The organism is Streptomyces sp. NPDC002785, assembly GCF_040295565.1.
Taxonomy (GTDB): Bacteria; Actinomycetota; Actinomycetes; order Streptomycetales; family Streptomycetaceae; genus Streptomyces.
This window is the reverse complement of the sequence record NZ_JBEOVN010000235.1, coordinates 1-10,312: the sequence shown is the minus strand read 5'-3', so window position 1 is coordinate 10,312 and position 10,312 is coordinate 1. Positions and strand designations below refer to the sequence as shown.

Below are 10,312 nucleotides of genomic sequence, written 5' to 3'. Positions count from 1 at the left end.
TGTCGTATCTGCTCTTCCTGGAGAAGCAGCTGACGGACATCAATACCTTTGTTCGCAAGCTGCCGGTGCTCGATGCCTCCGAAGCCTGGACACAGAGGACAGCGCCAGCTCCGCGACGTTGTCGGCCTCCAGGACCCACGTCGCGCTCAGGCCGCCTTCCTTGACCCGTGCGTCGCCGTCGCCCTTGAGAACGCCGATGCGCTTGCCGGACAGGGCGATCTGAATGGTGTGGGTGTACTCGTGGACCCACGTGGCACTGAGGCCGCCCTCCTTCACGTACGCGTCGCCGCTGTCGGTCACGACGCCGATGCGGTTGCCCGAGAGTTCGAGCTGGATGGCGTTGTCGCGCTCCTTGACCCACGTCGCGCTGAGGCCACCCTCCTTCACCCACGCCACGCCGTCACCGGTGAGGACGCCGATGCGGTTGCCCGCCAGGTCGATGCCGATGACGTTGTCGTGCTCCTTGACCCACGTGGCGCTGAGGCCGCCCTCCTTCACGTACGCGTCGCCATTGCCCTTCACCACGCCGATGCGGTTTCGGGACAGTTCCAGTTCCTTGACGTTGTCGGACTCCTTGACCCAAGTGGCGCTGAGGCCGCCCTCCTTGACGTACGCGTCGCCGTTGTCCTTGAGGACGCCGATGCGGTCGCCGGAAAGTGCGATCTGCTTGACGTCGTCGGCCTCCCGGACCCAGGTCGCGCTGAGGCCGCCCTCCTTCACCCAGGCGACGCCATCACCCGTGAGAACACCGATGCGGTCGCCGGACAGGGCGACCTGCTTGACGTTGTCGTGCTCCTTGACCCACGTGGCGCTGAGGCCACCCTCCTTCACGTAGGCGTCGCCGTTGACCTTGAGGACGCCGATGCGGTCGCCGCCGTCGCCGGAGACCGTGCCGGGCACCGCGTTGGCCGTGGTCGCACTGGTGAGACCGGCCAGCGCCAGAACGGCGGCGGCCGCGGAGAGAGTCTTGAGATTCACCGAGTAACTCCTGTAGGCAGGAAAACCCTTGGGCCCGGATTGGGGCGCCCACGGGGGATTCATCAATCCGAAGACGACCAACGACCGGAGGGGCCGGCGGTGTGTAGGCCATCGGTGTGATGGGGGAGCACTGGGCGGGTCCTTGCCGCGCGCCGGGTCGGGGCGGATCGCGATGCTCATCGGGAGCCGGGCGTACGGGCGCTGTGTACCGTCCCGGGCAAGCAGTTCCCGAAGCACCCAGCGCCCGAACCCGTCTTCCCCGCTGGGCCGGATCGCGATGCGGGCCCAGTCGTAGATCCCCCCGTGCGCGCCCTGCCCACACCGCCGATCTTGCAACGTTTCGGTTGCGACGGGTGGCAATCCGATCCGGAATCTTTCCGCGCGATGCAGCGTGTGCCATTTTACATGTCACACATCAGTAGGCCGCATGCTCCAACGTGCGGCCACGACGGCCCCGGAGGCCCCCGCACATGCGCCCACCCCGGATATCAACAGCCAACGCGCGAAGACTCCCTGCGCTCGGCGCAGCCTTCTTCATCGCGCTCGGCCTGTTCACACCGCAAAGCCAGGCCACCCCCGTCGGCGCCGCGGCCCCGGCCGGCACCAACGCCGCCGGACCCGCGGCCTCGGCGCCGCGGTCGATCCCGGTCCCCAAGTCGCCCGACGCCACGACCGACGGCTCCGGCTTCAAGGTCTCCTCACAGGACTCCCTCGAAGAGTCCGCCCCGACCGCCGCCCCGACCGCCGAACCCGTCAAGGCCGGCAAGAAGGACTCGGCCGCCGCCGACGGGAACGAATGCGGCGACCTGTCCGGAGTGATCAACGCCACGGGCAGCGCGCTGATCCAGCAGCTCAAGGCCCTCCCCGAAGTCACCTGCACCTACCCGCTGTTCAAGCTCACCGGGACCGACGCCGGGAAGACGTTCCGCGAGCCCCAGATGGTGACCGTCGCCAACGCGCTGCGCGACGCCTCCGCCACCTACCCGGGCGACAACAGCACCTCCGTGGGCCAGTTGGTGATGTTCCTGCGCGCCGGCTACTACGTGCAGGACAACCACGGGGACGTCGTCGGCGACTACGGCACGGCGCTGCAGACCTCGGCCCGCGGCGCGCTGGACGCCTTCTTCGCCGCCCCGCACAGCAAGGACATCACCGACGCCAACGGCGACACCCTCAACGAGGTCGTCACGCTCATCGACAGCACCCACGAGGCCGGCCGGTACGCCGGCGTCGTCAAGTGGCTGCTCGCCGGCTACGACGCCACCTGGCCGAGCCGGATGACCCTCTCCCTCGAGAACGCCGAGCGCGTCGTCGAGAACGGCTTCAATGCCAAGAACGATGGCCGAGGCTGGCGGGCCGCGCTCAAGGCCGACCCCGCCATCCTCAACACCTGGGCCGACTTCGTCATCCGCAACGACGCACAGCTGAACCACTGGGACGTCGTCAGCAACATCGGCCGCTTCCTCGGTTACGCCCTCGATGTCCCCGAGCTCAAGGACCGGGTCCGGCCGCTGCTGAAGGACCTGATCAACCGCTACCCGAACGTCGGCCCCACCGCCCCGATCACCATGAACCTGGGCTGGGCCACGCGCCAGTACGACAAGGGCAACTGCGAGGCCTACGCCATCTGCGACCTCGGCAGCCGCGTACTCCCGCTGGTCCTGCCGATCCAGAAGACCTGCACCCCGGACCTGAAGATCCGCGCCCAGGACATGTCCCCCGGACAGCTGGCCACCACCTGCACCAGCCTGATCAACCAGGACAACTACTTCCACCGGGTGATCGGCGACAAGGGCGCGATCCCCGGTGACGTGAACACCAACCTGGAGGTCGTCGTCTTCGACGACTACACCCAGTACTCGCTGTACGCCTGGGCCATCTACGACATCGACGTCGACAACGGCGGCATGTACGAGGAGGGCGACCCGTCCAAGTCGGGCAACCAGGCCCGCTTCATCGCCCACGAGGCGTCCTGGCTGCGCCCCAAGTTCGAGATCTGGAACCTCAACCACGAGTACACCCACTACCTCGACGGCCGCTACAACATGTACGGCGACTTCGAGGCCAGCCAGACCACACCGACCATCTGGTGGGTCGAGGGCATCGCCGAGAACGTCTCGTACGGCTACCGCCAGGAGCGCAACGCCGGCGCGATCGCCGAGGCCGGCAAGAAGACCTACAAGCTCAGCGAGTTGTTCGACACCGTCTACGGGCAGGACGAGGACCCCGACGTCAACTCGGCCAGGGTCTACCGGTGGGGCTTCCTGGCGGTCCGCTACATGCTGCAGGCTCACCCCGCGGACATCGAGACCGTGCTCGGCAAGTACCGCACCGGTGACTGGAACGGTGCCCGCACCTTCCTGAAGCAGACCATCGGCACCCGCTACGACGCCGACTTCGCCACCTGGCTGACGACCACCTGCGCGACCGACGACTGCGGCCCCCTGCCGGAGGGCCCGTCCACCCCGCTCTGCACCATCGCCGACCCGCGCCAGTTCGACAAGAACTGCCGCCGGGACAACCTCGCGGCCACCACCGGCAACTACAGCCACCACTTCCTGTACCTACCGGCCGGCGTCCAGCAACTGACCATCACCAGCACCGGCGGCACCGGCAACGCCGACCTGTACTACGGCGGCACCAGCTGGGCCACCACCACCTCGTACCAGGCGAAGTCCACCAACGCCGGTAACAACGAGACGCTGACCATCAACAACCCGCCCTCCGGCTGGGTCTACTTCAGCCTCGCCGCCGGACAGCAGGACTTCAGCGGCGTGAGCGTCACCACGCAGTACCGGTAGGCCGCTCCACCGGAGAACCCTCCCACACCGGCATCCAGCGCGAGTGCGACGCCGTCCAGGCCGAGACCCAGTGCCTGGAGAACTCGCGCAGCGTCTCCCCGAAGCCCCTGCTGATCGTCCTTGGCATCACCGCCCGCGCCTCCTGACGCCCGGGCCCTGACGCTGCCCACCACCGCGCCCCGCCCCGAGCCCACCAGGCCCGGCGGCGGGGCGCGGTGGTGCGCGGCGCGGCCGCCCGACCGGCACCCCCATCCACATCCGGGCGACCTTTCGGCAGGAGCATGCGGGAGCGGTGCGCCTTGATAGCGTCGCTACCGCGATTGCGGAACGCTCCCCGCCGGGGTCGTCGCTGCGCCCGGACGGCCTGCCCTCGACGGACGGCCCACGACGCGAGCGTGCTGACGGTACGGGGACGTTCGCGGCAAGGACGAAGAGGGCCGACGTATGAGCCTCGCGCAGTTGCACTACACCTCTGCCTCTGCGGAGGACGACGGGGGCGGCGCACGGTTCACGGCGGTCAGTGCCGGTATACCCACGCCGGTGCTGGCCGAGGCCGAGCAGCTTCTCGGCTACGAGCCGCCGAGCGGGGCCCCGTACCACCCCACTACCGCCGAACTCCGTTCGTTTCCCGAGGTGTTCAGCTTCAGCGCACTGTCCGACGGCAGCCACCTGCTGAGCCGCACGGTGGCGCTCGGCGGCCCCGGCGCCGGCCGTTTCCACGCGCACGCGGTGCATCTCCCGGCCGGCACCCGGCTGCCGGGCGACGCGCCGGCGATCACGGCTTGGCGGTCGCCGAACTGGTCCTCCACCACACCGGACGGCGGCACACCCGGCCGAATGGCCTCCCTGCCCGCCTCCGCCGCCTTCGGGCCGGAGGCGCTGAACGACTTCGCGGTCTCCCGGAGCCCCTGGCTGGCGGCGGTCTTCGCCGACCTGCGCCGGGTGAGCGAGGAGCCGTTGTCGGCGCGCGTGGTTCTCGTGGAGCGGCAGAGCGCCGATGTGGCCCGGTGGATCGCTCTGGCCGCAGCCGTACTCCCGCCAAAGGACGCACAGCAGCTGACCTTCACGACCTACACCCGCCGTCCGGCGCAGTCCCCGCACCGGGTCGTCGGAGTGCTGCCGGGGGACGCACCGGAACCGAACGGCTCCCACAACGGACTGCGGGTGCACACCTGCTCCGGGCCGCGCCCGGAGGGACCGGTGGACGACGCCTGGGCCGAGACCTGCGCCCGGATCTGGCGGAGTCGGTCTCCGGAACTGTTCCGGGCGGCGGCGGAGCTGCCCGGCGAACCCTTCGCCGCCGGACCCCTCGCGGTCACGGCACTCTGCGCGGGCATCGCGCTCGGCCCCGTCGAACGTGCCGCGGCGGCCGACTGGGCAGCCGAGCGGCCGTACGCGCTGGACGAGGAGCAAACGTGGCGGCTGACCGACGCACTGACCGCTCCCGGCATCGACCGTACGACCCACGAACTGTCCTGTGTGGCACGGCTGTTGACAGCCCTCGACGGACGGTCCCCCGCCGCCACAACCGCATCGCTCGCCGCTCTGCTGGTCACGGAGGCGGTACGCGGTGGCAATGTCACACTCGAACCGCCCGCGCGCGCGGCCTTCGTCGGACCGGCCGGCGAGCGTGCCGCCGCCGCGCTCGTCACGGCCCTGGGCGACGACCTGCGTACCGAGCTCGCCACCGGCGCGCCCACCATGCCCGGCCCCAGTGTGGCGCGCACCGTGCAACTGCTGCGGATCGCGCGGCTGCTCGACATGGACTGCGCGGACCTGCTCCCCGATGTCGTACGCCGGATGGCCCGGTCCCTGCTGGGCGAAGGGGCGGCCGACTGCGCGCCGGTGCTGCTCGGCCTCCTGGACGAACAGTTCGATGTCCGTACCGCGCTGCTGGGCGAACTGGACCGGATCGCCCCGCACGATCCGGCGGGAACGGAGCGGCTGCTGACCGGGGTCGCCCTGCCGTTCACCGGGACGCAGACGCTGCCGCATCTGCGGATGTGCGCTGCGGCACCGGACGCCAGGGCGGGCGGCGGCGACCGGGTGAAGGTGCTGCACACGGTGCTCCGCGCCGGTGGCATGTCACCTTTCACCGAACCGCTGGTGCTGCGGACCGCGGTGGGTCTGGTGTGGGGCGAGGACACGCCCACGGCGGGCGAGGCCCGGCAGCTGCTGGGCGGGACCACCTCCGACGCGCACCGTACGGCCGGTACGTGGTCCGCTCTCGTCGCGGCGGCGCTCGGCGCTCCCGCGGACGACGAGGAGGCCCCCGAACTCGCCCATGAGCTGCTGCGCGGCTTCCCGCAGGAGATCGACACGCGGGCGCGCGGCGCCCTGCTGCTCCTGGAGTTCGCGCGGGAGCTGCGGTCGGGGACGGCGGAGCCCGGCTGGACGGAACGGGCCCGGAAGCTGTGCGCCGGGGCCGAACCGGTAGAACCGGGCGTACGTGACCATGCGTTCGGCGCCCTGGCGCGGCAACTGCTCGCCCCGGACCGCCCCGAGGCGGAGCTGTACGCGTTCGTCCACAGCGACGACGCGGACCTCATCGCGGCCTACGGCAAGGCCGCCCGCCATGACACCGTCCTCGCCCGGCTGCGGGCCGAACCGGCTTATGCGGCCGACTGTTTCACCGTCTGGAGCTCACACCCGCATGCGGGCCGCGCCTGGAGCGAGACGCGGGCGGCGCTGCTGGAGGAGGTGCTGCGGCCTGTGGTGCGCGGACTGGCCGCCGGTGAGGTGGCGGCCGTGGAGGAGGCCGCCCAGCGTACGGGCAGCAGTCGCACGGCGGAGGCGTTCCGGGCGTGGAACCGGCCGGGCGGCTTCGGCAGACGGCTCGGCAGCAGGCTGACGGCACGGGTGCGGCGGTCGTAGCCGAGCTCAGGACATCAAGAGGTCGCGAGTCCTTGGGCAACCCGCGGGCGTCAGTTGTGCCGGACCGTGCTGCCCGGAGTCCGCGATCAGGCAGAAGTTACCTATAAGTATGCAGTGACTTTGCGCGCAATCGACAGTAGAACCTGTTTCACTCTGTCGAGAGTGAAGGACGCCACATGAGTGACACCACCATGCATGATGCTGGATCCAAGAGCGTCTCGCGTCGAAGGTTCATCGCAGGAACCAGTTCTGTTCTGGGAGCCATGGCTCTCATCGGCCACGCCGCTTCGGCTCAGGCGAAAGCTGTCTCCACTGCGGCTCCGATCGACTCCGGGACCCATGTCCCGGCCCTGGTGATCGGCACCGGATACGGGGGCTCCGTCGCCGCCCTGCGTCTCGCCCAGGCCGGCGTCGACGTACACATGATCGAAATGGGCATGGCCTGGGACACGCCCGGCCCGGACGGCAAGATCTTCGCCAACACGACCCAGCCGGACAACCGGTCCTACTGGCTCCGCACCAAAACCAAACAGCCCCTCAGCAACTTCCTCGGCTTCCCCATCGACAAGAACATCTCCCGCTACACCGGGATCCTGGACGCCGAGGAATTCGGCGGCATCACGGTCTATCAGGGGCGCGGTGTCGGAGGCGGTTCGTTGGTCAACGGCGGCATGGCGGTCACTCCCAAGCGCGAGAACTTCGGCGCCATCCTCCCGTCGGTGAACGCCGACGACATGTACGGCATCTACTACCCGCGTGCCAACGCCGGGCTCGGGGTCAACACCATCGACCCGGCCTGGTTCGAGACCGCCGAGTGCTACCAGTACGCCCGGGTCGGCCGTAAGCAAGCCCAGCGTTCCGGCTTCCCGTTCGTCTTCGTTCCCGCCGTGTACGACTGGGACTACATGAAGCAGGAGGTGGCCGGTACCGTCCCCAGATCGGCGCTGGACGGCGAGATCCTCTACGGCAACAACTACGGTAAGAAGTCGCTGCCGAAGACCTACATCGCCCAGATCAAGGCCACCGGCAAGGTCACCATCTCTCCACTGCACAAAGTCACCTCGGTCGCCCCGGCGGCCGGTGGCGGCTACACCGTCGTCATCGACCAGATCGACACCAACGGGGACACCACGGCCACCAAGTCCGTCACCGCGGACAAGGTGTTCTTCGCGGCAGGCAGCGTCGGCACCAGCAAGCTGCTGGTCACGCTGAAGGCCACCGGAGCGCTGCCCCGCCTGAACGACGAGATCGGCAAGGGCTGGGGCGACAACGGCAACGTCATGTGCGGCCGCGCCAACCACCTGTGGGACCCGACCGGCAAGGTCCAGGCGTCCATACCCACGGGCGGCATCGACAACTGGGCCACTGGTGGTGCGTTCGCCGAGGTCGCGCCGCTGCCCACCGGAATCGAGACGTACGCCTCGTTCTATCTGGCGATCACCAAGAACCCGAACCGAGCCGAGTTCTCCTGGAACGCCGCGACGAGCAAGGTCGATCTGAGCTGGCAGACCTCCTGGAAGCAGCCGTCCATCGACGCGGCCAAGACGATCTTCGACAAGATCAACAAGACGGAGGGAACGATCTACCGCACCGACCTCTTCGGCACCTACAAGATCTGGGGCGATCACCTCACGTACCACCCGCTCGGAGGCGCGGTGCTGAACAAGGCCACCGACAACTACGGCCGCCTCCACGGCTACTCCGGCCTGTACGTCATCGACGGCTCGCTGATCCCCGGCAACACCAGTGTCAACCCGTTCGTCACCATCACCGCGCTCGCCGAACGGAACGTCGAAGAGATCATCGCCGCCGACCTGTAACGATGAGATCGAAGCCCGGGGCCGGGCGGGCTCACCGAGCGGCCCCGGACCACTTCAGCGCCCGGGCAGCGCGCACACGGTGTCGAGGCCCAGCACATGGTTGAGCCGGCCGAACGCCAGCCACGAGCCGATGCTCATGCTCAGCTCCACGATCTCGGGCTGGCTGTAGTGCGCGGTCATCCGAGTCCAGAACTCGTCATCGAGGCCGTGGTGGTCCAGGGCGTACCGCTCGGCGTACTCGGCGGCCAACCGGGTCCGGTCGTCGAAGGCATCAGTGGTGCGCCACTGGGCCACCGCTTCGGCGAACTCCTCCTCGACCTTCGCTCCGTCCCGTTCGGTCCGCCAGTCAAGGCAGAAGATGCACCCGTTGATCTGTGCGATCCGCAACCGCGCGGCCTCGAACTCGCGTAGTCCGAGGGTCGTGTGGGCATACACCGACATCGAGAAATTCGCGGCGGCGATCCCGATCCCGGGGATCATCTCCCCCCACACGTACTCGATCGCATCCTTGCCTTCGGGGATATCGATGTTCATCGTTGTCTCCTTCCGAGCCTGCCGACTGCGGGGCGCAGTGGGACGTCGAGCGCGTCGTAAAGTCCGGGTTCCGCGCCCACAAGCCAGTCGATGGCGCTCACGAGCCTGCCGACTGCGGTGGCGTTCCCGCCCGCGGACCGGTTCTCGCCCTCGTCGGTGGCCTCGACCGTGACCTCGATGCGCGGGCGGCCCTCGATGACCACCCGGTGTGCGCCGTCGCCGTCGGGCGGCGTCGGCCAGTCCAGTGCGCAGGACGGATGGATGCGCGTGATGTGCTCGATGATGATGCGGGGTTCGCCCGCGACGATGCCTTGCACCTCGAACCGGACAGCGCCCTGGGTGCCCGCCTCGAACTCGCCCATCGTCCTGGTACTCACCATGTTCTCAAGAGGGCGCCGGTCCAACGTCTCGCGGATGTCGTCGAGTTCGACACCGAGGGCCCTGGCCATCAGCCGCACTTGGCCGCCCCAGACCATCGTGGGGACCGTCGGCGCGAGCATCAGCGGCTCATAGTCCATCGGCTGTCCCATGCCGACCAAGTACCGGACCGAGTCCTCCTGGTCGTAGGTGGAGTAGTCGAAGATCTCCTGACAGCGGATCACGTCCACGGTGGTGCCGAGTCCGCTGATCAGCAGCGGCAGCACGTCGTTGCCCCAGCCGGGGTCGACACCGGAGACGAACAGCGAGCCGCCGCCCTCGGCGATGGCAGCCAGCACCGGATCCCGCAACTCCGGCGGGGCGCCCAGCTGGTCGTAGAGCGCGTACACCGCAGGGGTGACGACTACGGCTCCGCCCCGGATGGCCCTGATGATGTCGGTGAGGGCCTCGTCGGGGCGGATGTCGCCGGACGCCGCGTACACCACCGCCTGGGGACCGGCGGCCAGCACACTGTCGATGTCGTCGGTCGCGGCAACCCCCAGACCGCGGTCGAGACCTCCGAGGTCGCCCGCGTCGCGGCCGACCTTGTCGGGGTTGTGGACGAGCACGGCAGTGAGCGTCAGCGCCGGATGGGCATCGACGGCACGGATCGCCGCGCGGCCGACGTTGCCAGTACCCCAGACAACCGTGGAAATCATGCGCGGAGGGTAGCGAGAGGGCGCATCAGTTCATAGTGGCATGACCGGAAAGAATTCCAATCGCTCGTGCGTAGCGAGGCGATGAGTGGGCTTTCCCGGACAGCGTGCCGTTCCAGCAATTCCGGCACGAGCTGAGCTTGACTCTGAAGCTTCTATAGATCGTCAAGCTGCAGGAGACGGCCCGGGTGCGCCGGTGAATGCGCTGGTGAGGTGGCGGTAGACCTCTCGC

General features: G+C 68.8%; 5 protein-coding genes and 1 pseudogene. 4 read left to right on the top strand and 2 right to left on the bottom strand.

Translation table 11 applies throughout. The features are described from left to right. The 4 genes and pseudogenes from ABTZ94_RS38070 to ABTZ94_RS33130 all read left to right on the top strand — a co-directional run. Positions 1–95: pseudogene (locus ABTZ94_RS38070) on the top strand (DUF7873 family protein); the annotation flags it as partial. A 1,353-nt stretch (positions 96–1,448) separates the two neighbouring features. Continuing rightward, the gene (locus ABTZ94_RS33140) at positions 1,449–3,779 is read left to right on the top strand and encodes a M9 family metallopeptidase (RefSeq protein ID WP_351206436.1); all 2,331 of its coding nucleotides are present in this window, start codon (positions 1,449–1,451) and stop codon (positions 3,777–3,779) included. 444 nt (positions 3,780–4,223) lie between these two features. Then, positions 4,224–6,653 (top strand): GTPase-associated protein 1-related protein, encoded by a 2,430-nt coding sequence (locus ABTZ94_RS33135; RefSeq protein WP_351206435.1) that lies wholly within the window; start codon positions 4,224–4,226, stop codon positions 6,651–6,653. 176 nt (positions 6,654–6,829) lie between these two features. After that, positions 6,830–8,473, top strand: coding sequence for a GMC oxidoreductase (locus ABTZ94_RS33130; RefSeq protein WP_351206434.1), 1,644 nt, complete (start codon positions 6,830–6,832; stop codon positions 8,471–8,473). 54 nt (positions 8,474–8,527) lie between these two features. On the opposite strand, the gene ABTZ94_RS33125 is transcribed toward ABTZ94_RS33130, so the two are convergent. Both ABTZ94_RS33125 and ABTZ94_RS33120 read right to left on the bottom strand, forming a co-directional pair. After that, positions 8,528–9,007, bottom strand: coding sequence for a carboxymuconolactone decarboxylase family protein (locus tag ABTZ94_RS33125; RefSeq protein ID WP_351206433.1), 480 nt, complete (start codon positions 9,005–9,007; stop codon positions 8,528–8,530). Then, positions 9,004–10,083, bottom strand: coding sequence for an NAD(P)H-dependent amine dehydrogenase family protein (locus ABTZ94_RS33120; protein WP_351206431.1), 1,080 nt, complete (start codon positions 10,081–10,083; stop codon positions 9,004–9,006). The genes ABTZ94_RS33125 and ABTZ94_RS33120 overlap by 4 nt, the downstream gene beginning before the upstream one ends. Positions 10,084–10,312 lie beyond the last annotated feature (229 nt).